The organism is Streptomyces spiralis (assembly GCF_014654675.1).
In the GTDB taxonomy this organism is placed as follows: Bacteria; Actinomycetota; Actinomycetes; order Streptomycetales; family Streptomycetaceae; genus Streptomyces; species Streptomyces spiralis.
Genome location: NZ_BNBC01000018.1, coordinates 93076 through 114499, shown reverse-complemented (window position 1 = coordinate 114499; position 21424 = coordinate 93076). Strand labels below are relative to the sequence as shown.

General features: G+C 70.3%; 18 protein-coding genes and 1 pseudogene. 13 read left to right on the top strand and 6 right to left on the bottom strand.

The genetic code is table 11. The features are described 5' to 3' along the window. Positions 1-91: pseudogene (locus tag IE318_RS45010) on the top strand (lysozyme); the annotation flags it as partial. Positions 92-357: 266 nt separating this feature from the next. On the opposite strand, the gene lon reads toward IE318_RS45010, so the two are convergent. Continuing rightward, positions 358-2781, bottom strand: a complete 2424-nt coding sequence (lon, locus tag IE318_RS20050) for an endopeptidase La (RefSeq protein ID WP_189902249.1) — start codon at positions 2779-2781, stop codon at positions 358-360. A gap of 318 nt (positions 2782-3099) precedes the next feature. On the opposite strand from lon, the gene IE318_RS20045 reads away from it, so the two are divergent. The 7 genes from IE318_RS20045 (at position 3100) to IE318_RS20015 (ending at position 12272) form a co-directional block, all read left to right on the top strand. Next, positions 3100-3777 carry a spermidine synthase family protein gene (locus IE318_RS20045; RefSeq protein WP_189902246.1) on the top strand — a complete coding sequence of 226 codons (678 nt, stop codon included), beginning with the start codon at positions 3100-3102 and terminating at the stop codon, positions 3775-3777. Between the two features lie 124 nt (positions 3778-3901). After that, on the top strand, positions 3902-4639 hold the full coding sequence (locus IE318_RS20040) for a response regulator transcription factor (RefSeq protein WP_189902244.1): 738 nt from the start codon (positions 3902-3904) through the stop codon (positions 4637-4639). After that, entirely contained in the window at positions 4636-5742 is a 1107-nt protein-coding gene (locus tag IE318_RS20035) for a HAMP domain-containing sensor histidine kinase (RefSeq protein ID WP_030170412.1), read from the top strand. The genes IE318_RS20040 and IE318_RS20035 overlap by 4 nt, the downstream gene beginning before the upstream one ends. Positions 5743-6033: 291 nt before the next feature. After that, positions 6034-9837, top strand: coding sequence for a multifunctional oxoglutarate decarboxylase/oxoglutarate dehydrogenase thiamine pyrophosphate-binding subunit/dihydrolipoyllysine-residue succinyltransferase subunit (locus IE318_RS20030; protein ID WP_189902242.1), 3804 nt, complete (start codon positions 6034-6036; stop codon positions 9835-9837). Between the two features lie 94 nt (positions 9838-9931). Beyond that, entirely contained in the window at positions 9932-10111 is a 180-nt protein-coding gene (locus tag IE318_RS20025; RefSeq protein WP_028420339.1) for a DUF6104 family protein, read from the top strand. A 213-nt stretch (positions 10112-10324) separates the two neighbouring features. Next, a complete protein-coding gene (locus tag IE318_RS20020; RefSeq protein ID WP_030170421.1) occupies positions 10325-11221 on the top strand; it encodes a DUF4097 family beta strand repeat-containing protein in 897 nt (298 codons plus the stop codon). Between the two features lies 1 nt (position 11222). Then, positions 11223-12272 (top strand): PadR family transcriptional regulator, encoded by a 1050-nt coding sequence (locus IE318_RS20015; RefSeq protein ID WP_030170424.1) that lies wholly within the window; start codon positions 11223-11225, stop codon positions 12270-12272. Between the two features lie 91 nt (positions 12273-12363). On the opposite strand, the gene IE318_RS20010 is transcribed toward IE318_RS20015, so the two are convergent. Next, the gene (locus IE318_RS20010) at positions 12364-13329 is read right to left on the bottom strand and encodes a zinc-binding dehydrogenase (RefSeq protein ID WP_030170427.1); all 966 of its coding nucleotides are present in this window, start codon (positions 13327-13329) and stop codon (positions 12364-12366) included. A gap of 191 nt (positions 13330-13520) precedes the next feature. After that, complete coding sequence (locus IE318_RS20005; protein ID WP_030170430.1) at positions 13521-14744, bottom strand: NAD(P)-dependent malic enzyme; 1224 nt, start codon at positions 14742-14744, stop codon at positions 13521-13523. A gap of 549 nt (positions 14745-15293) precedes the next feature. Here IE318_RS20005 and IE318_RS20000 point away from each other — a divergent pair. The 3 genes from IE318_RS20000 to IE318_RS19990 are packed head-to-tail and all read left to right on the top strand — an operon-like array spanning position 15294 to position 18026. After that, the gene (locus tag IE318_RS20000) at positions 15294-16253 is read left to right on the top strand and encodes an ABC transporter substrate-binding protein (RefSeq protein WP_189902240.1); all 960 of its coding nucleotides are present in this window, start codon (positions 15294-15296) and stop codon (positions 16251-16253) included. Positions 16254-16284: 31 nt separating this feature from the next. Further along, entirely contained in the window at positions 16285-17223 is a 939-nt protein-coding gene (locus IE318_RS19995) for an amino acid ABC transporter permease (protein WP_189902238.1), read from the top strand. Positions 17224-17273: 50 nt separating this feature from the next. Beyond that, complete coding sequence (locus tag IE318_RS19990; RefSeq protein ID WP_030170439.1) at positions 17274-18026, top strand: amino acid ABC transporter ATP-binding protein; 753 nt, start codon at positions 17274-17276, stop codon at positions 18024-18026. An 84-nt stretch (positions 18027-18110) separates the two neighbouring features. Here IE318_RS19990 and IE318_RS19985 read toward each other — a convergent pair whose 3' ends face one another. Further along, positions 18111-18887 carry a class I SAM-dependent methyltransferase gene (locus tag IE318_RS19985; protein ID WP_189902236.1) on the bottom strand — a complete coding sequence of 259 codons (777 nt, stop codon included), beginning with the start codon at positions 18885-18887 and terminating at the stop codon, positions 18111-18113. A 100-nt stretch (positions 18888-18987) separates the two neighbouring features. Here IE318_RS19985 and IE318_RS19980 point away from each other — a divergent pair, with 100 nt between their 5' ends. After that, positions 18988-19638: a CGNR zinc finger domain-containing protein gene (locus tag IE318_RS19980; RefSeq protein ID WP_030170445.1), complete on the top strand. Its 651-nt coding sequence runs from the start codon at positions 18988-18990 to the stop codon at positions 19636-19638. Here IE318_RS19980 and sodX read toward each other — a convergent pair. Beyond that, positions 19521-19955 (bottom strand): nickel-type superoxide dismutase maturation protease, encoded by a 435-nt coding sequence (gene sodX / locus IE318_RS19975; protein WP_159006919.1) that lies wholly within the window; start codon positions 19953-19955, stop codon positions 19521-19523. The two genes, IE318_RS19980 and sodX, sit on opposite strands and share 118 nt — an antisense overlap. 145 nt (positions 19956-20100) lie before the next feature. Here sodX and sodN point away from each other — a divergent pair, with 145 nt between their 5' ends. Continuing rightward, on the top strand, positions 20101-20496 hold the full coding sequence (gene sodN / locus IE318_RS19970) for a superoxide dismutase, Ni (RefSeq protein ID WP_030170447.1): 396 nt from the start codon (positions 20101-20103) through the stop codon (positions 20494-20496). A 221-nt stretch (positions 20497-20717) separates the two neighbouring features. Here the strand turns inward: sodN and IE318_RS19965 are convergent, their stop codons facing one another. Beyond that, positions 20718-21305 carry a helix-turn-helix domain-containing protein gene (locus tag IE318_RS19965; RefSeq protein ID WP_030170448.1) on the bottom strand — a complete coding sequence of 196 codons (588 nt, stop codon included), beginning with the start codon at positions 21303-21305 and terminating at the stop codon, positions 20718-20720. Positions 21306-21424 lie beyond the last annotated feature (119 nt).

The following is a 21424-nucleotide window of genomic DNA, read 5'->3' as shown; positions in this document are numbered from 1 at the left end:
GTGGCAGTACACGTCGTCCGGCCCGACGGTCGGCGACCACGACAAGTTCAATGGCGCGCTGGACCGGGTGCAGGCGCTGGCCAACGGCTGAGCACCCCCCGGCCCGGCCGGGGGTCCGGGGGTTGCCCCCGGACAAGCACAGCAACGGCGCGCTGGACCGGGTGCAGGCGCCGGCCAACGGCTGAGCACCACCGGCCCGGCCGGGGGTCCGGGGGTTGCCCCCGGACAAGCACAGCAACGGCGCGCTGGACCGGGTGCAGGCGCCGGCCAACGGCTGACGTCCGTCCCTGAGCACGCATGGCGAAGGCCCGGGTCTCCCTCACGGGACCCGGGCCTTCCCTCATCCGGCAGCGTCCGTCACGCCGCTACCGGAATCTCGGGCTCCGCGCCGTTCACGGCCGGCGCGAGGGCCAGTTCCAGGACCTGCCGAACGTCGGTGACGGCGTGGACGTCGAGCTTGTCCAGCACCTCGGCCGGGACGTCGTCCAGGTCGGGCTCGTTGCGCTTGGGAATGATCACTGTGGTCACCCCGGCGCGGTGCGCCGCGAGCAGCTTCTGCTTGACGCCGCCGATGGGCAGGACGCGGCCGGTCAGCGAGACCTCGCCGGTCATCGCCACGTCCGTGCGGACCAGACGGCCCGACAGGAGCGAGGCGAGCGCGGTCGTCATGGTGATGCCCGCGCTCGGGCCGTCCTTGGGGACCGCGCCCGCCGGGAAGTGGATGTGCACGCCCCGGTCCTTCAGATCGCCCACCGGCAGCTCCAGCTCGGCGCCGTGGCTGCGCAGGAAGCTCAGCGCGATCTGCGCGGACTCCTTCATCACATCGCCCAGCTGACCGGTCAGGGTCAGGCCGGCCGCGCCCGTCTCCGGGTCGGCCAGGGACGCCTCGACGAAGAGCACGTCGCCGCCGGCCCCGGTGACCGCCAGACCCGTCGCCACACCGGGGACGGCCGTACGGCGCTCGGCCGGGTCCTGGGCGGACTCGGGCACGTGGTGCGGGCGGCCGATCAGGCCGCGCAGATCCGCCTCGGTGACGGCGAACGGCAGGGTCCGCTCCCCCAGTTCGTGCTGGGCCGCCACCTTGCGCAGCAGCCGCGCGATGGACCGCTCCAGGGTGCGCACGCCCGCCTCGCGGGTGTACTCGCCGGCGAGCTTGCGCAGCGCGCCCTCGTCGATCGTGACCTCGGCCTTGTCCAGGCCGGCCCGCTCCAGCTGACGCGGGAGCAGGTGGTCGCGCGCGATGACGACCTTCTCGTCCTCGGTGTACCCGTCCAGACGGACGATCTCCATCCGGTCGGCCAGGGCCTCCGGGATGGCCTCCAGGACATTGGCGGTGGCCAGGAAGACGACGTCCGACAGGTCGAGTTCGACCTCCAGGTAGTGGTCCCGGAAGGTGTGGTTCTGCGCCGGGTCCAGGACTTCGAGCAGGGCCGCGGCCGGGTCGCCGCGGAAGTCGGAGCCGACCTTGTCGATCTCGTCCAGCAGGACCACCGGGTTCATCGACCCGGCCTCCTTGATGGCGCGCACGATCCGGCCGGGCAGTGCGCCGACGTACGTACGCCGGTGGCCGCGGACCTCGGCCTCGTCGCGGACGCCGCCGAGGGCGACCCGGACGAACTTCCGTCCCATGGCGTGCGCCACGGACTCGCCGAGCGAGGTCTTGCCGACACCGGGCGGCCCGACAAGGGCCAGGACGGCACCGCCGCGCCGCCCGCCGATCACGCCCAGGCCGCGGTCGCCGCGGCGCTTGCGCACCGCCAGGTACTCGGTGATCCGCTCCTTGACGTCCTCCAGACCCGAGTGCTCGGCGTCCAGGACCGCCTTGGCGCCCTGGATGTCGTAGGCGTCCTCGGTCCGTTCGTTCCAGGGCATCTCCAGGACGGTGTCCAGCCAGGTGCGGATCCAGGAGCCCTCGGGGGAGGCGTCGGAGGCCCGCTCCAGCTTGTCGACCTCCTTCAGGGCGGCCTCGCGGACCTTCTCGGGCAGGTCGGCGGCCTCGACGCGGGCGCGGTAGTCGTCGGACTCCTCGCCGTCGCTCTCGCCGTTCAGCTCGCGCAGTTCCTTGCGGACGGCCTCGAGCTGACGGCGCAGCAGGAACTCGCGCTGCTGCTTGTCGACGCCCTCCTGGACGTCCTTGGCGATGGTCTCGGCCACGTCCTGCTCGGCGAGGTGGTCGCGCAGCTGCTGGGTGGCGAGCTTCAGCCGGGCCACCGGGTCGGCGGTCTCCAGCAGCTCGACCTTCTGTTCGATGGTCAGGAAGGGCGAGTAGCCGGAGTTGTCGGCGAGCGCGGAGACGTCGTCGATGGCCTGCACGCGGTCCACGACCTGCCAGGCGCCGCGCTTGCGCAGCCAGGCGGTGGCCAGGGCCTTGTACTCCTTGACCAGTTCCGAGACCTGGCCGGGCAGCGGCTCCGGCACACTCTCGTCGATCCGCGTGCCCTCGACCCAGAGCGCGGCACCCGGTCCGGTGGTCCCGGCGCCGATCCGCACGCGCCCTCGGCCGCGGATCAGGGCGCCCGGGTCGCCGTCGGCCAGCCGGCCGACCTGCTCGACCGTGCCCAGCACACCGGTCTTCGCGTACGTCCCCTCGATGCGCGGCACCAGCAGCACTCGGGGCTTCCCGGGCTCCGACCGGGCGGCGGCCTGAGCGGCCTCCACCGCGGCCCGTACCTCGCTGTCGCTCAGATCCAGCGGGACCACCATTCCGGGCAGCACGACCTCGTCATCAAGCGGCAGCACAGGCAGGGTGAGCGGTGTGAACGCTGCGGACTCAGCAGCCATGATCTCCCCTTCGGCAGTCAAGTTGAGTTACGTCGACTCAATGCACGGGCGACCTCGAATGTTCCCGGCGGCCTGTTCGCTCTGAGCGATCACCGACCAAGGGAGGAAAACAGCAGGTCGCGGGTGAGGGTGAGGCTCGGCAGCCGCCGCCGGGGACACAGGACCCCACAGTCGTACGGCGTGCCCGCCACGTCCGTGCCGGCCGCCGGCTCACGGCACTTCCCCAACTCCCCCGGGCAGCCCCCGATTCCCTCCCGGTGCCCGCGCGTCACCCGTAATCCATGTGGCCGTGCGGCGCAGTTCGGGCAGGATGGCCTCATGACCGCCTCGTACGAGACTCCTGTGGTGCTGGACCGTCGCGAGGGCCCCTACGGCGAGGTCGCGCTGCGCCGGCACGGCGAGTTGCTGCAGATCATCGCCAACGGCTGCTTCCTGATGGACACCTCCGACGGCCGATCGGAACGACTGCTGGTCGACGCCGCCCTCGCCGCGCTGGACGGCAGGGCGCGCCCGCACGTGCTGATCGGCGGTCTGGGCGTCGGCTTCTCGCTCGCGCACGCCGCCGCCGACCCCCGCTGGGGACGGATCACCGTGGTGGAGCGGGAATCGGCGATCATCGGCTGGCACCGCCACGGCCCCCTCGCCGAGGTCACGGCGGCGGCGCTCGCCGACCCGCGCACCGAGATCGTCGAGGCCGATCTCCTCGCTTACGTCAATGAGACATCCACCACGTTCGACGCGCTGTGCCTGGACATCGACAACGGCCCCGACTGGACGGTCACCGAGGGCAACGACGGGCTGTACACACCACCCGGACTGGCAAGCTGCGCAAGGGTGTTGACGCCCGGCGGGGTGCTCGCGGTGTGGTCGGCCAGGCCTTCTCCGGAATTTGAAGGAACCTTGTGGAATGTCGGGTTCCAACAGGTGCGCACCGAAGAGATCCCCGTTGCCCGGGGCGTTCCGGACGTCGTGCACCTGGCCGTCCGCCCTGGATAGCAAAGCCGCGGTGACTCCCCGTACGCTGCTTCCCTGACGCCGATCATTCAAGCGTCAATCGCAACCATGCGCAGTCAAGGAATCACCCCACGGATTCCGGAAGCACACCTCTCAGGGGCGGGCGATGGAGCAGACACACACCTCCCACAACGCGACGTCGGCCGGGCCGGGCGCACAGCGCCGGGTCCTGGTGGTCGAGGACGACCAGACCATCCTGGACGCCATCGCCACCCGCCTGCGCGCCGAGGGATTCCTCGTGCAAACGGCGGGCGACGGCCCGTCCGCGGTCGACACCGCCGAGGCCTGGCAGCCCGACCTGCTGATCCTCGACATCATGCTGCCCGGCTTCGACGGCCTGGAGGTCTGCCGCCGCGTGCAGGCCCAGCGGCCCGTGCCGGTGCTGATGCTCACCGCGCGGGACGACGAGACCGACATGCTGGTCGGGCTCGGCGTCGGCGCCGACGACTACATGACCAAGCCGTTCTCGATGCGGGAGCTGGCGGCGCGCGTGCACGTGCTGCTGCGCCGCGTGGAGCGGGCCGCCCTCGCCGCCGCGACGCCGCGCAGCGGCATCCTGCGCCTGGGCGAGCTGGAGATCGACCACGCGCAGCGCAGGGTGCGGGTGCGCAGCGAGGACGTCCACCTGACGCCGACGGAGTTCGACCTCCTGGTGTGTCTGGCGAACACCCCGCGCGCGGTGCTCTCGCGCGAGCAGCTGCTGGCCGAGGTGTGGGACTGGGCGGACGCCTCCGGCACCCGGACCGTCGACAGCCACATCAAGGCGCTGCGCCGGAAGATCGGCGCCGAGCGGATCCGCACGGTGCACGGCGTGGGCTACGCGCTGGAGACGCCGACCCCATGAGCGGCGGGCCGGCCGCACGGCGGACCCCGTCAGGACCCTGGGGTGACGTACGACCGTTCTCGATCAAGACCAAGCTGGGCGCTCTGGTCGTCATCTCGGTGCTGATCACCACCGGTCTGTCGATGATCGCGGTGCACACCAAGACCGAGCTGCGCTTCATCATGGTCTTCTCGATGATCGCCACGCTGCTCATCACGCAGTTCGTGGCGCATTCGCTCACCGCGCCGCTGGACGAGATGAACGCGGTGGCCCGGTCCATCTCGCACGGCGACTACACCCGCCGGGTGCGCGAGAACCGCCGGGACGAGCTGGGCGCGCTGGCCCAGACGATCAACCGCATGGCCGACGAGCTGGCCGCCCAGGACCGCCAGCGCAAGGAGCTGGTGGCGAATGTCTCGCACGAGCTGCGCACGCCGATCGCGGGCCTGCGCGCGGTGCTGGAGAACATCGTCGACGGGGTCACCGAGGCGGACCCCGAGACCATGCGTACGGCCCTGAAGCAGACCGAGCGGCTGGGCCGGCTGGTCGAGACGCTGCTGGACCTGTCCCGCCTGGACAACGGCGTCGTCCCGCTGAAGCTGCGGCGCTTCGAGGTGTGGCCGTATCTGTCGGGCGTGCTGAAGGAGGCCAACATGGTCGCCTCGGCGCGCGCCGAGATGGCCTCCGGCTCCGGGAGCCACACGCGTACGGACGTCCATCTGAGCCTCGACGTCTACCCGCCGGAGCTGACCGCGCACGCGGACCCCGAGCGCATCCACCAGGTCGTCGCCAACCTGATCGACAACGCGGTCAAGCACAGCCCGCCGCACGGCCGCGTGACGGTCCGGGCGCGGCGCGGTCCGCAGCCGGAGTCGCTGGCGCTGGAGGTCCTCGACGAGGGGCCCGGCATCCCCCGCTCCGAGTGGCACCGCGTCTTCGAGCGCTTCAACCGGGGTGCGGTGAGCCGGCCGCACGGTCCGGGCAGCGACGGCGGCACCGGGCTCGGCCTGGCGATCGCCCGCTGGGCCGTGGATCTGCACGGAGGCCGGATCGGCGTGGCCGAATCCGATCGCGGCTGCCGGATCCTCGTCACCCTTCCAGGGCTTCCCTCAGTTCAAAGTTGACGTAAAGTTCGACCGGAACCTCAAGATCCACGAGCGTTCCGTCGATCCGGCCGCAGCTGGACACGTGTGATCAGGCAGGGGCCTGCGTCCGTACCGGGCCAGGCCCGGGTCCCGCCTTCCCTGCCGCGGGTGAACCACGGTTGTTTCCCGCCATTTCAAGCCCCGAAACACGGCTTTCGATGTGACTTACACGACGATGAACGGGCCCGACCTGACCTTCCCGGTCCCGGAGGCGTAGCCTTTATTCCCGCTGTCCATCACCTTGTGAAGCGGAAGAGGGCGGTTGCCGCCGTGTCGCCACAGTCCCCCAGTAACTCGAGCATCTCCACCGACAACGACCAGGCCGGGAAGAACCCCGCTGCCGCGTTCGGTGCCAACGAGTGGCTCGTCGACGAGATCTATCAGCAGTACCTCCAGGACCCGAACTCCGTAGACCGCGCCTGGTGGGACTTCTTCGCCGACTACAAGCCGGGCGCCGCCGCGGCTGCCTCCTCGGCCCCGTCGGGCACTGCGGCCGCGGGGGCCGCAGCGACCACCACGGCTCCCCAGGTGGCGCCCGCCGCCCCGGCCCAGCCCGCGCAGGCCCCGGCCGCCCCGAAGCCGGCCGCCGCCGCTCCGGCCCCGGCCGCCGCCCCGGCGAAGCCCGCCGCGCAGGCCCCGGCGCCCGCGAAGCCCGCCGCCGCCAAGCCGGCCGCCGCGAAGCCCGCGCCCGCCGCCGAGGCACCCGCCGGCCCCGAGCTCGTGACGCTGCGCGGCCCGTCCGCCGCGGTCGCCAAGAACATGAACGCCTCCCTGGAGCTGCCCACGGCCACGTCCGTGCGCGCCGTTCCGGTGAAGCTGCTGTTCGACAACCGCATCGTCATCAACAACCACCTCAAGCGGGCCCGCGGCGGGAAGATCTCCTTCACGCACCTCATCGGCTACGCCATGGTCCAGGCGATCAAGGCCATGCCGTCGATGAACTACTCCTTCGCGCAGAAGGACGGCAAGCCCACCCTGGTCAAGCCGGAGCACGTCAACCTCGGGCTGGCCATCGACCTGGTGAAGCCGGGCGGCGAGCGCCAGCTGGTCGTCGCGGCGATCAAGAAGGCCGAGACGCTGAACTTCTTCGAGTTCTGGCAGGCCTACGAGGACATCGTCCGCCGCGCCCGCGACGGCAAGCTGACGATGGACGACTTCACCGGCGTCACCGTCTCCCTCACCAACCCCGGCGGCCTCGGCACGGTCCACTCGGTGCCGCGCCTGATGCCCGGCCAGTCGGTGATCATGGGCGTCGGCTCCATGGACTACCCGGCGGAGTTCCAGGGCACCTCCCAGGACACCCTGAACAAGCTCGGCATCTCGAAGGTCATGACGCTCACGTCGACCTACGACCACCGGGTGATCCAGGGCGCCGCCTCCGGCGAGTTCCTGCGCGTCGTCGCCAACCTCCTCCTCGGCGAGAACGGCTTCTACGACGAGATCTTCGAGGCGCTGCGCATCCCCTACGAGCCGGTCCGCTGGCTCAAGGACATCGACGCCTCGCACGACGACGACGTCACCAAGGCCGCCCGCGTCTTCGAGCTGATCCACTCCTACCGGGTCCGCGGCCACGTCATGGCCGACACCGATCCGCTGGAGTACCGCCAGCGCAAGCACCCCGACCTGGACATCGTCGAGCACGGCCTCACCCTGTGGGACCTGGAGCGCGAGTTCGCCGTCGGCGGCTTCGCCGGCAAGTCGATGATGAAGCTGCGCGACATCCTCGGCGTGCTGCGCGACTCGTACTGCCGCACCGTCGGCATCGAGTTCATGCACATCCAGGACCCCAAGCAGCGCAAGTGGATCCAGGACCGCGTGGAGCGCGCGCACTCCAAGCCGGAGCGCGAGGAGCAGCTGCGCATCCTGCGCCGGCTGAACGCGGCGGAGGCCTTCGAGACCTTCCTGCAGACGAAGTACGTCGGCCAGAAGCGCTTCTCCCTGGAGGGCGGCGAGTCCGTCATCCCGCTGCTGGACGCGGTCATCGACTCCGCGGCCGAGTCCCGCCTGGACGAGGTCGTCATCGGCATGGCCCACCGCGGCCGGCTGAACGTGCTGGCGAACATCGTCGGCAAGTCCTACGCGCAGATCTTCCGCGAGTTCGAGGGCAACCTCGACCCGAAGTCCATGCACGGCTCCGGCGACGTGAAGTACCACCTGGGCGCCGAGGGCACCTTCACCGGCCTGGACGGCGAGCAGATCAAGGTCTCGCTGGCCGCGAACCCGTCCCACCTGGAGACGGTGGACCCGGTCATCGAGGGCATCGCCCGCGCCAAGCAGGACATCATCAACAAGGGCGGCACGGACTTCACGGTCCTGCCGGTGGCGATCCACGGCGACGCGGCCTTCGCGGGCCAGGGCGTGGTGGCCGAGACCCTGAACATGTCGCAGCTGCGCGGCTACCGCACCGGCGGCACGGTCCACATCGTCATCAACAACCAGGTCGGGTTCACCGCGGCCCCCGAGTCCTCGCGTTCCTCGATGTACGCGACGGACGTGGCCCGCATGATCGAGGCCCCGATCTTCCACGTGAACGGTGACGACCCCGAGGCCGTCGTGCGCGTTGCCCGGCTGGCGTTCGAGTTCCGCCAGGCGTTCAACAAGGACGTCGTGATCGACCTCATCTGCTACCGCCGCCGCGGTCACAACGAGTCGGACAACCCGGCCTTCACCCAGCCGCTGATGTACGACCTGATCGACAAGAAGCGCTCGGTGCGCAAGCTCTACACCGAGTCCCTGATCGGTCGCGGCGACATCACCCTGGAAGAGGCCGAGCAGGCGCTGCAGGACTACCAGGGCCAGCTGGAGAAGGTCTTCACCGAGGTGCGCGAGGCCACCTCCCAGCCGGCCGCCGCGGACACCCAGGCGCCGCAGGACGGCTTCCCGGTCGCGGTTCCGACCGCGATCTCCTCGGAGGTCGTGAAGCGCATCGCCGAGTCCCAGGTCAACATCCCCGACCACTTCACTGTGCACCCGCGTCTGCTGCCGCAGCTGCAGCGCCGCACGACGATGGTCGAGGACGGCACGATCGACTGGGGCATGGGCGAGACCCTGGCCGTCGGCTCCCTGCTGCTGGAGGGCACCCCGGTCCGCCTGTCCGGCCAGGACTCCCAGCGGGGCACCTTCGGCCAGCGCCACGCGGTTCTCATCGACCGCGAGACGGGCGAGGAGTACACCCCGCTCCAGTACCTCGCCGAGGACCAGGCGCGCTACAACGTCTACAACTCCCTGCTGTCCGAGTACGCGGTCATGGGCTTCGAGTACGGCTACTCGCTGGCCCGCCCCGACGCGCTCGTGATGTGGGAGGCGCAGTTCGGCGACTTCGTCAACGGCGCGCAGTCGGTGGTCGACGAGTACATCTCGGCGGCGGAGCAGAAGTGGGGCCAGATGTCCGGCGTCACGCTGCTCCTCCCCCACGGCTACGAGGGCCAGGGCCCGGACCACTCCTCGGCCCGTGTCGAGCGGTTCCTCCAGCTCTGCGCCCAGAACAACATGACGGTCGCGATGCCGACCCTCCCGTCGAACTACTTCCACCTCCTGCGGTGGCAGGTGCACAACCCGCACCACAAGCCGCTGGTGGTCTTCACCCCGAAGTCGATGCTGCGCCTCAAGGCCGCCGCGTCGAAGACGGAGGAGTTCACGTCGGGCCAGTTCCGCCCCGTCATCGGCGACTCGACGGTCGACCCGGCCGCGGTGCGCAAGGTCGTCTTCTGCGCCGGCAAGGTCTACTACGACCTCGAGGCCGAGCGGAAGAAGCGGGGCGTGACGGACACCGCGATCATCCGCATCGAGCGTCTGTACCCGCTCCCGGGTGCCGAGCTCCAGGCGGAGATCAAGAAGTACCCGAACGCCGAGAAGTACCTGTGGGCCCAGGAGGAGCCGGCGAACCAGGGTGCCTGGCCGTTCATCGCGCTCAACCTGATCGACCACCTGGACCTGGCGGTCGGCGCGGACGTGCCGCACGGCGAGCGCCTGCGCCGCATCTCCCGCCCGCACAGCTCCTCCCCCGCCGTGGGTTCCGCGAAGCGGCACCAGGCGGAGCAGGAGCAGCTGGTGCGCGAGGTGTTCGAGGCGTGACCGCGTAGCCGCTGACGCGGGCCGTACGTGACCGGGCCGCACCCTCGTCCACGGGGGTGCGGCCCGGCCTTTTGCGCGCCTTATCCTTGGCCTCATGTACTTCACCGACCGTGGCATCGAGGAGCTGGAGAAGCGGCGGGGCGAGGAGGAGATCACCTTCGAGTGGCTCGCCGAGCAGCTGCGGACCTTCGTCGACCTGAACCCCGACTTCGAGGTTCCGGTGGAGCGGCTGGCCACCTGGCTGGCCCGGCTGGACGACGAGGACGACGAGTAGCGATCCAGCGGCGAACGACGTGGGGCGTCCCTTCGGGGGCGCCCTTCGCCTTTCCCGGTCTGTCGTGGCCTCACAGTGTGTCTTGACTTTCCGTGTCCGCGATATATCGTGTCTGTACGAGGGACGCGATATGGCGTGACGCGTCGCTCTCCGGTCCGTATCCGGCCCTGCGGTCCCGCGTGGTCCGGTCGTCCGTCCCAGGAGGTCTGCACCATGTCCGAGTGGTCCGTGGGGGAGCCCAGGAAGCTCACCTTCGACAAGCCCGTGACCCAGCTCAACGTCCGCATCGTCAACGGAGCGGTGAACGTCGTGGGTACGGACGAGAGTTCCGCGCGCCTGGAGGTCTCCGAGATCGAAGGGCCGCCCCTGGTGGTCACCCAGCAGGGCGGCACCCTGACCGTGGCGTACGAGGACCTGCCCTGGAAGGGCTTTCTGAAGTGGCTGGACCGCAAGGGCTGGCGGCGCAGCGCCGTCGTCTCCCTGGCCGTCCCGGCGGGCACGCAGGTCGAGGTCGGGGTGGTCGGCGCCGCCGCGATGGTCTCGGGCATCGACGGGCGTACGGAGGTCAAGGGCGTCACCGGGGACACCACCCTGGTGGGCGTCACCGGCCCGGTGCGCGCGGACACGGTGTCGGGGAACCTGGAGGCGCAGGCCCTCTCCGGAGACCTGCGGTTCAACTCGGTCTCGGGCGACCTGACGGTGGTCGAGGGCGCGGGCTCCTCGGTCCGGGCGGACTCCGTGAGCGGCTCGATGATCGTCGACCTGGACCCGGCGGGCCGCCCCACCGACGTCAGCCTGACCAATGTCTCCGGGGAGATCGCCATCCGGCTGCCCCACCCGGCGGACGCGGAGGTGGAGGCGAACACCGCCAGCGGGTCGGTGTCCAACGCCTTCGAGGACCTGCGGGTCAGCGGGCAGTGGGGCGCCAAGCGGATCACCGGCCGGCTGGGCACGGGCCACGGCAGGCTGAAGGCGACGACGGTCTCCGGCTCGATCGCCCTGCTCCGGCGTCCGCCGGCGGAGGACGGACCGTGGGACTCCGGCCCGGACTCGGACGACGGCCCCACCCGGCCCGCGACCGACGGCACGACCGACAAGAAGGTGCTCTGACATGCCCCCCGTCTTCGCTCACGGCCGCCTCCGCCTCTACCTGCTGAAGCTGCTCGACGAGGCCCCGCGCCACGGCTACGAGGTGATCCGCCTGCTGGAGGAGCGCTTCCAGGGGCTGTACGCGCCCTCGGCCGGCACCGTCTACCCGCGGCTGGCCAAGCTGGAGGCCGAGGGCCTGGTCACGCACACCACCGAGGGCGGCCGCAAGGTGTACGCCATCACGGACGCGGGCCGTGCCGAGCTGGCCGACCGCAGTGGTGAGCTGGCCGATCTCGAGCTGGAGATCCGCGAGTCGGTCGCCGAACTCGCCGCCGAGATCCGTGCCGACGTACGAGGTGCGGCGGGCGATCTGCGGCGCGAGATGCGCGCCGCCGCCTCCCAGGCCCGGCAGGGCTCCGGCACGGGCGCGGCCTCGGGGGGCTACGCCTGGTCGGGCGAGGCCGAGGACAAGGAGGCCTGGCGGGCCGCCAAGGAGGAGATGCGCCGCGTCAAGCAGGAGTGGAAGGAGCAGGCGCGGCGCGCCAAGGACGAGAGCCGCCGGGCGCGCGAGGAGGCGCAGCGGGCCCGGCGCGTGGCGAAGGAGGCCCAGGAGCGGGCGCGGGCGCAGGCGCAGGAGGAGTTCCAGCGCATCGCCCGGCGCGTCCAGGAGCAGGTGCAGGACCATTTCGCGCGGGGCGACTGGCCGACCGGGGTGCGCGAGGGCCTGACCGAACTGGCCAAGGAGTTCGGCGACTTCGGCAAGGACTGGGGCAAGGACCTGGGCAGGGACTTCGGCTTCGGCCGTCCGGCGGCCGGCCCCGCGACGGCACCGGCGGAGTACTCGCAGACCCCGGAGGACTTCCCGGCCGAGTACGAACCGTCCTGGGCGCACGAGGACTTCACCGGCGACCCCGCCCGTGACCTGGACCGCATCCTGGACCGCTTCCGCGACGACATCCGCGACGCGGCGCGCGACCACGGCGTGACCACCGACCAGCTCCGTGACACGCGCCGCCACCTGTCGAGGGCCGCGGCCCACATCACGGCTCTGCTCCACACGCCCAAGCCCTGATGCCCCGCCTCGGCGGGCCCCCTGACACCGGGGCCCGCCCGGGCAACGGCACGACACGGACCGACCGCGCGACCAGGGTCCGCGGGCTGGTTCAGGTGGTGGTGAGGACGATCTTCCCGAACTGTCCGCCGGACTCCATCCGTTCGAAGCCCTCGCGGGCTCGGTCGAGCGGGAGGACCTCGTCGATGACGGGGCGGACGCCGGTGGTGTCGCAGAAGGAGAGCAGATCCTCCAGCTCGTCCTTGGTGCCCATCGTCGAGCCGACCACCTTCAGCTCGAGGAAAAAGATGCGGGTGAGCTCGGCGTGCGAGGGGCGGTCGCCGCTGGTGGCGCCGGAGATGACGATGGTGCCGCCGGGGCGCAGCGACTTCACCGAGTGGGACCAGGTGGCCGCGCCGACGGTCTCGATCACGGCGTCCACCCGCTGCGGCAGCCGCGCTCCCGACTCGACCGCCTCCACCGCGCCGAGTTCCAGCGCCCGCTTGCGCTTGGCCTCGTCGCGGCTGGTGGCGAAGACCTTGAGGCCGGCCGCCTTGCCGAGCACGATGGCGGCCGTGGCGACACCGCCGCCGGCACCCTGCACGAGGACGGAGTCACCGGGGCGTACGCCCGCGTTGGTGAAGAGCATGCGGTAGGCGGTGAGCCAGGCCGTGGGCAGACAGGCGGCCTCCTCGAAGGAGAGCCCCTTGGGCTTGGGCAGCAGGTTCCAGGTCGGCACGGCGACCTGCTCGGCGAAGGTGCCCTGGTAGCGCTCGGTCAGGATGGACCGGGGCTCCTTGGGCCCGACGCCGTGCCCGCTCTGTCCGATCACGGAGTGCAGGACGACCTCGTTGCCGTCCTCGTCGACACCGGCGGCGTCGCAGCCGAGGATCATGGGCAGCTTGTCCTCGGACAGGCCCACACCCTTCAGCGACCAGAGATCGTGGTGGTTCAGGGAGGCGGCCCTGACGTTGACGGTGCTCCAGCCGGGACGGGCCTCGGGGGCCGGGCGCTCCCCCGACTCCAGGCCGTTCAGCGGCTGGTCGCGGTCGATTCGGGCGGCGTAGACAGCGAACATGACCTTGACGATAGGGCTGCGCCGACGCCGACGGAACCGCGGGCGCCTGTGACACACGCCCTCTTGCCAAGCTCGGTGTGCCGCCGGGCACCGGCCAGGCGCCCGGCCCAGCACCTGCCCGTGTCCGGACAGCGAATGGCCCCGTCCCACAGGGACAGGGCCATTCGGGTCACATCAGCGACGGGATCACGTCAGCGACGGGCCACGCCCTCCGCGCGCGCCGCCGCCGCGACGGCCGCCGTCACGGCCGGGGCGACCCGCTCGTCGAACGGCGAGGGGATCACGTAGTCGGCGGCGAGGTCGTCGCCGACGACCCCGGCCAGCGCCTCGGCCGCCGCGATCTTCATCCCCTCGGTGATCCGGGACGCCCGCACCTGCAGCGCGCCGGCGAAGATCCCGGGGAACGCCAGGACGTTGTTGATCTGGTTGGGGAAGTCCGACCGGCCGGTCGCCACGACCGCCGCGTACTTGTGCGCGACGTCCGGGTGCACCTCGGGGTTCGGGTTGGCCATGGCGAAGACGAAGGCCCCCTCGGCCATCGACGCCACGGCCGACTCCGGCACCGTACCGCCGGAGACGCCGATGAAGACGTCGGCGCCGGCCAGCGCGTCCTCCAGGGACCCGGTGATGCCCGCCTTGTTGGTGAACTCGGCCAGCTCCCGCTTGACCGGCGTCAGGTCCTCCCGGTCCGCCGAGACGACGCCCTTGCGGTCGGACACCGCCACGTCCCCGATGCCGGCCTCGACCAGCATCTTGGCGATGGCGACACCGGCCGCGCCCGCGCCGGAGATGACGGCCCGCAGCTCGCCGATGCCCCGGCCGCTCAGCCGGGCCGCGTTGCGCAGCGCCGCCAGGGTCACGACCGCCGTGCCGTGCTGGTCGTCGTGGAAGACCGGGATGTCCAGGCGCTCCTGGAGCTTCCGCTCGATCTCGAAGCACCGGGGCGCCGAGATGTCCTCCAGATTGACTCCGCCGAAGGACGGCGCGAGGCGCACCACGGTCTCGACGATCTCGTCGGCGTCGGTGCAGTCGAGTGCGATCGGCACCGCGTCCACGCCGCCGAACTGCTTGAAAAGGATCGCCTTCCCTTCCATCACCGGAAGGGAGGCTTCAGGGCCGATGTCCCCAAGGCCCAGCACGGCCGTTCCGTCGGTCACGACGGCGACCACGGACGACTTCCACGTGTAGTCGTGGACCAGTTCCGGCTGCTCGGCGATGGCGGTGCACACCCGCGCGACGCCGGGCGTGTACGCCAGGGACAGGTCGTCCTTGTCACGGACGGGCACGGTGGCCTGCACGGCCATCTTGCCGCCGCGGTGCAGCGCGAAGGCCGGATCGAAGGAATCGAGCGGCTCTGCCCCGCCGTCCTGATCCGTACCCCTGTCGCTGCGAGGATTGACGATCTCCGCTGCCACTTGGTTTTACCCCTTAAGTGTTCATGGTTTGAGGGTGGCCACTCCTGGTGAGGGGTGGGCGGGACCGCGCATGGCCCAGTGAGTGATGCGTTCGGGCACAGACGCGACGGGCGCGCCGCACACGCGCCCTGAGCCCCGGATGAGGGGTGTAAAGAACCTTCTTACCGGACGGACGGCATCGGCGACGAGTCCATAACGCGAAGGTCACATGACGGCGAGTCGACACGTACCCCAATATGGGGACAAGTCCGTGTCGAATGTTTGGTAATGCCTCCAAATCGTTCATACGCGCTGTTCCCGCAGACCGCATGGCGAGGCAGACCGAAGATCTTCCGGCGAGAAGGAGGGATTACCGCAGATGGTCCGGCCTTGATGGGCCGGCCGTTCACCCTTCGGGGACCACCCGTTATCCGATTTTGACATGGCGAGTGCCCTGAATGGCGCAATCCAAATGGCAAGATGCGTCAATCACACGAGGTCGCGACACCCGAAGGTGTGTGTTCTCGTCGACCCATCGGCAGCTCCACCCATCCGCCGGAGGAACCCACCATGACCGCAGGCTCCACCCGTCGTACGACCGCCGCGCACTCCCGTCTGGCCGCGGTCGGTGCGATCGCGGTCGCAGGCGCCCTGATTCTCACCGGCTGCGGTGACCAGACCAAGGACAAGGACAAGTCCTCCGGCAGCTCGTCCGCCGCCTCCGCCCCGCTGGCCGACAAGCTGCCGGCGTCGATCCGTGACAAGGGTGTCATCAAGGTCGGCTCCGACATCGCGTACGCGCCCGTCGAGTTCAAGGACAACTCCGGCAAGGTCGTCGGCCTCGACCCCGACATCGCGGCCGCCCTGGGCAAGCAGCTCGGCGTGACCTTCCAGTTCGAGAACGGCACGTTCGACGCCCTGCTCACCGGCATCCGCTCCAACCGCTACGACATCGCCATGTCGGCGATGACGGACAACAAGAGCCGCCAGGACGGCGTCGACCCGGCGACGGGCAAGAAGGTCGGCGAGGGCGTCGACTTCGTCGACTACCTGACCGCCGGTGTGTCGATCTACACCCGCAAGGGCGACACCGAGGGCATCACCTCCTGGTCCGACCTGTGCGGCAAGAAGATCGCCCTGGAGCGCGGCACCGTCTCCAACGACCTCGCCAAGGCCGAGGCGAAGAAGTGCCCGAGCGGCAAGAAGCTCACCATCGAGGCCTTCGACGACGACCAGCAGGCCCAGACGCGCCTGCGCTCCGGCGGCGCCGACGCGGCCTCCTCCGACTTCCCGGTCGCCGCGTACGCGGTGAAGACCTCCGGCGGCGGCAAGGACTTCGAGATCGTCGGCGACCAGGTCGAGGCGGCCCCGTACGGCATCGCCGTCGGCAAGAGCAGCACCCAGCTGCGCGACGCGCTGCAGGCCGCGATGAACGCGATCATCAAGAACGGCGAGTACGAGAAGATCCTTCAGAAGTGGGGCGCCGAGGACGGCGCCGTGAAGGAGTCCGCCATCAACGGCGGCAAGTGACCGTGCGAGCAGCCACCGAGAGGCAACACCCGTGACTGCTGACATCGACAAGACGGCGGGACCCAAGGACGTGCCCCCGTCCGGGGCTCAGGCCATCAAGGCCATCCCGGTCAGGCACTACGGCCGGTACGTCACCGCCCTGATCGCGATCGGGCTCCTGGTCGCGATCATCTACGCGTTCGGCCAGGGCAAGATCAACTGGCACGCCGTCCCCGACTACTTCTTCGACGACCGGATCATGACCGGCGTCGGCAAGACCCTCCTGCTGACGGTCCTGTCGATGCTGATCGGCATCGTCGGCGGCATCGTCCTGGCGGTGATGCGGCTGTCGAAGAACCCGGTGACCTCGGCGATCGCCTGGTTCTACATCTGGTTCTTCCGCGGCACGCCGGTCCTGGTCCAGCTGTTCCTGTGGTTCAACCTGGGCCTGGTCTTCGAGTACATCAACCTCGGTCCGATCTACAAGAACTACTGGTCGGACTTCATGACGCCGCTGCTGACGGCGCTGCTCGGCCTCGGCCTGAACGAGGCGGCGTACATGGCGGAGATCTGCCGCGCCGGCCTGCTCGCCGTCGACGAGGGCCAGACCGAGGCCGCCCACGCCCTGGGCATGAGCCACGGCAAGACCCTGCGCCGGATCGTCATTCCGCAGGCCATGCGGGTGATCGTGCCGCCGACCGGCAACGAGGTCATCAACATGCTGAAGACGACCTCGCTCGTGGCGGCCGTCCAGTATCCGGAGCTGTTCCGCTACGCCCAGGACATCGGCCAGGTCTCCGGCGCTCCGGTGGAGATGTACTTCCTCGCCGCCGCCTGGTATCTGATCATGACCTCGGTGCTGAGCGTGGGCCAGTACTACATCGAGCGGTACTACGCCCGCGGCTCCAGCCGCAGCCTGCCGCCGACGCCGTGGCAGAAGGTGAAGGCGAACATGTTCTCCCTCGGCCGCCCGAAGGGAGGCATGGCATGACCGGCAAGCTCAGCAAGCAGGACGCGGCCACGCGCGACGCGTCCGTGGCGATGGTCAAGGCCGAGGGCGTGCACAAGTCCTTCGGCCAGGTCGAGGTGCTCAAGGGCATCGACCTGGAGGTCAGGCCGGGCGAGGTGTTCTGCCTCATCGGCCCCTCCGGCTCCGGCAAGTCGACCTTCCTGCGCTGCATCAACCACCTGGAGAAGATCAACGCGGGCCGGCTGTACGTGGACGGCGAGCTCGTCGGCTACCGCCAGCACGGCGACAAGCTCTACGAGCTGCGTGACCGCGAGGTCGCCATGAAGCGCCGGGACATCGGCATGGTCTTCCAGCGCTTCAACCTGTTCCCGCACATGACGGCCCTGGAGAACGTCATGGAGGCGCCGGTCCAGGTCAAGGGCACGAACCGGGGCCAGGCCAAGGAACGGGCGATGCAGCTCCTGGAGCGCGTGGGCCTGGCCGACCGGGCCGGGCACTACCCCTCGCAGCTCTCCGGCGGCCAGCAGCAGCGCGTGGCGATCGCACGGGCCCTCGCCATGGACCCCAAGCTGATGCTGTTCGACGAGCCGACGTCGGCGCTCGACCCGGAGCTGGTCGGTGACGTCCTGGACGTCATGCGCGACCTCGCCGAGTCCGGCATGACGATGGTCGTCGTCACCCACGAGATGGGCTTCGCCCGCGAGGTCGGCGACAACCTGGTCTTCATGGACGACGGCGTGGTGGTGGAATCCGGCCACCCGCGGGAGGTCCTGACCAACCCGCGGCACGAGCGCACGCAGTCGTTCCTGTCGAAGGTGCTGTGACCGGCGGTGCCGTAACGGGTGGACGCGATCCTGCGTGAAGGGGCGGTACGGGAGTCCGTACCGCCCCTTCCGCTGTCCCGGTCCCTACTTCAGGGCCAGCAGCAGGGTGTCCGACGGCGAGCACCACACCGGGCGGGCCTCCGCGAAGCCCTTCTCGCGCAGCACGCGCGCGTGCCAGGCGGCGGGCGGCGTGTCGCCGTCGGCGTGCTCGCCGTAGATCTCGAAACGGCGGGCCGTCGGCCCGGCGAGCACCGGGTCGGCGGCGGCCAGCTGCCACCACTCGGCCCAGTCCAGGGCGCCGTCCCGCCTGGCCCGATCCATGCGCCCGTGCCGCTGGGCGCGTTCGGCCGCGTTGATCCGGGGCGTGGTGTCGTCGATCATGTGGTCCGCGTTCATGAAGACACCGCCGTCGCGGACGAGTTCCGCGACCTGACCGTAGAGGGCGGCGAGGGGTTCACGGTGCAGCCAGTGCAGGGCCGTGGCGGTCAGGACCGCGTCGTAGGAGTCGTACGGCAGTTTGGCCCGCCAGGCCGGATCCTTCAGGTCGGCCGTCACGAAGGAGGCCCGCTCGTCCCCCTCGAAGGTGCCCCGCGCGATGGCGAGCAGGGCCGGGTCGAGGTCGACGCCGGTGCTGGTGGCCCCGGGGAAGCGGGCGAGCAGGCGGGCGGTGATGCTGCCGGTGCCGCAGGCGAGGTCCAGGACGCGCGGCGTGGTGCCGACGAGGGCCTCCACCATGTCCAGCATGATGCCGAAGCGGTCCTCGCGGTCGGGCATGTACCACTCCTGCTGCCGGTCCCAGCTCTTCTGCCAGGCCGGCCAGTCGGCCCCCGCCGCGGTGGTGTCCGTACCCGTGTCCGTCATCGCTGCCCTCCCTGACGCCGTTGGCGTAATACCCTGAAAGCACGACCGTCTGTTACAAGGTCGCGCTCGTCACCATAGAGCTCCCGCGTAAGGACTACAAGTGGAACTGGCCTATTACTCCGATTACGCCGTACGTCTCGTCAACAGCGAGGAGCCGGCCCGGGGCAAGGACACCCTGACCTCGGTGGAGGCGGTCCGGGACCTGTTCGGCGGCAACGCCTCGGCCGCCCGCCGCGCCACCGAGGCCGACGTGACCCGCTTCCGCTCGGTGCGGGCCCGGCTGCGTTCGGTCTTCGAGGCGGCCGACCAGGGTGACGAGACCCTCGCGGTGGCCCTGCTGAACTCCCTGCTGCTGGAGTTCCCGGTGAGCCCGCAGATCTCCGGGCACGACTACCGCGACGAGGACGGCCGCCCGCTGTGGCACATGCACCTGGCGGACCACCCGTCCAACGCGACCGCCGGCTACGCCGCGATCGCCGCGATGGGCCTGGCCTTCCACCTCACCGAGTACGGCGTGGACCGCCTCGGCCTGTGCGAGGCGACCCCCTGCCGGAACGCCTACCTGGACACCTCGACCAACCGCTCGCGCCGCTACTGCTCCGACCGCTGCGCCACCCGCGCCAACGTGGCCGCCTACCGCGCCCGCAAGCGCCTGGAGGCCGACCGGTCGGAGAGCACGGGCCTGGCCGCCGACAGCACCCAGCGCGCCACCGCCAGCGGCGAGCGCCGGCCGGCCGGGCGCGGCCGGTAACGGAACCACACCTTCCCCAGGATCAGCTCCTCCGGCACGGTCCCGTAGTCGGTGCTGTCCCCGCCCGCGTACGCGTTGTCGCCGAGCACCCACCAGCCGCCCTCGCGCCGCTCCGCCGCACGCTTGACGACCAGCAGATCCTGCTGGAACGGATGGCGCAGGACGACCACGTCCCCCGGGCGCACGCGGGCGCCGTACTGCACGACGAGCCGGTCTCCGTGGTACAGCGTCGGCACCATGGACGGCCCGGTCACCTCGGCCAGCCCCAAGGGCAGCACGGCGCCCCTGCGCTCGGTCTCCTGCGACAGCTCCGGCATCCCCGGCACCTCCCCGGTCCGTTCCTCCACCAGTCTCAGTCTGACCCTGGACTTTTGTCCTAAGCCCTAGGGGGCACTCGCGAAAACACGCCTTGCAGGGAGTAATGTCCCACCTGAGAAGACGATCACGAGGAAGGAATGCTCCATGCTTTCCCGCCTGTTTGCCCCCAAGGTCAAGGTCAGCGCGCACTGTGACCTCCCCTGCGGTGTGTACGACCCGGCCCAGGCCCGCATCGAGGCGGAGTCCGTGAAGGCCATCCAGGAGAAGATGGCCGGCAACGACGACCCGCACTTCCAGACGCGCGCCACCGTCATCAAGGAGCAGCGTGCCGAGCTGGCCAAGCACCACGTCTCGGTGCTGTGGAGCGACTACTTCAAGGCTCCGCACTTCGAGAAGTACCCCGAGCTGAGCCAGCTGGTCAACGACACCCTGAAGGCCCTCTCCGCCGCCAAGGCCTCCACCGACCCGGCCACGGGCCAGAAGGCGCTGGACTACATCGCCCAGATCGACAAGATCTTCTGGGAGACCAAGAAGGCCTGACTTCCTGTCAGACCATGTGGCACGCGGCCTCGTCGGCCGCTCCGCCTCACCGTCCGCACCCGGTCCCTCGGCAGGCCGCCGACCACGGCACCTGCGAAGGGGCCGGGTGCGGTCGTCTTCGGCCGCGCTCAGCTGGGCGATCTCGGTCACGAGTCACACGCCACGCGTCACGAGTCACACGCCTACGTCACGCGTCACGCGTCACGCGTCATGACTCTGACTCAACTCCCGCTCTCCCTGGGGCCGGACGGCAGGTGGACCGTCATGATCAGATGGCAGGTCTCGGTGCCCGCGCCTCGGTAGGTGTGGGGGGAGTCGCCGTCGAAGGTGGCGGTCTGCCCGGCGTCGACGGTGTGCTCGGTGCCGTCCACGACCAGCGTCATGCGGCCGGAGGTGACACTGACGGTCTCCACGACTCCGGCCTGGTGGGGGTGGCTCGGGTACTCCTCGCCCGGTTCCAGTCGCCAGCGCCAGACCTCGACGGGTGCCGGTCCGGAGGTCGTCAGCATGAGCCGGGCCTCGCCGCCCCGCTCCCCCGTCCACAGCGGTGCGACGGCGTCGGCCGCCACGACGCGGACACGGCCCTGCGGCGGTCCCTGCATCAGGGCGGACACCGAGATGCCGAGGGTGTCGGCCAGCCGGACCAGGGTGGCGAGGTTGGGGTTGCCCTGCGCCTTCTCGAGCGCCACCAGGGCACCCTTGCTGACCTGGGCGCGCCTGCTGAGCTCGTCCAGGGACAGGCCCGCTCGGGTGCGGGCCGCCTTGACGTTGTGCGCGACCGACCGCAGGGTCGCGGCTGTCTCAGCCACTGATCACCATCTTTCACCCGGGTTCACGGGTTCATCGGAGCCCATCGGAGCTCATCGGGGTCCATCGGGGTTCAGCGAGGTTCGCCAGAATGTACTGCGCGGTCGTTTGATTGACACGC